The 646-nt window shown below is 47.3% G+C and carries 1 pseudogene; it reads left to right on the top strand.

Annotation, left to right across the window (positions count from 1 at the left end):
- A pseudogene (locus A3756_RS19115) lies at nucleotides 1-646 on the top strand (AAA family ATPase); the annotation flags it as partial.

Below are 646 nucleotides of genomic sequence, written 5' to 3'. Positions count from 1 at the left end.
CCTGACCCAGACTATCGCCGCATGTGCAGTGACGAGTCAGAGTTATCTAAAACAAACACCTTTTTTCTCCAGCGTTTGATTAGCTTTTTTAACAGTCAGGATTGTCTGCTATTTTGCCAAGAGAATCAGTCTCAGCTTCCTGCTGTTCCTGCGGCTGCGACGACTCAGGTACAGGCCCTACCCACACCTGACCAGCGCGAAGCAATTGAGCTAATCACTCATGTTGTCGAAGGGCACCGTAGACGGCCACTGATCGTCACCGCCGATAGGGGACGAGGCAAAACCAGCGCGCTTGGCATTGCCGCGGCGAAGTTGGCCCTCAAATATAAAAAATCTATTTTGATTACAGCCCCCTCAAAACGAGCTTGTGCCAATGCATTCTTCCACTTTTCAAAATACATTACAGATGAGNGTGGCAACCACGATAGTTATTCTCACTGTCTGAAGTTTATATCGCCTGATGAGCTCTTACTTACCAAGCCCGAGTGCCAGTTACTGCTAATCGATGAAGCTGCCGGAATTCCAGCGTCTACATTGAGTGAACTACTAAAGCACTATTCTAGAATCGTATTTTCAAGCACCATCCATGGCTACGAAGGCAATGGTCAAGGCTTTGCAATTCGTTTTAAGAAACAACTCGACCTAC

Source organism: Oleiphilus sp. HI0086 (genome assembly GCF_001635225.1).
The sequence above is the reverse complement of the archived record's forward strand: the minus strand, read 5'-3'. Positions and strand labels throughout refer to the sequence as shown.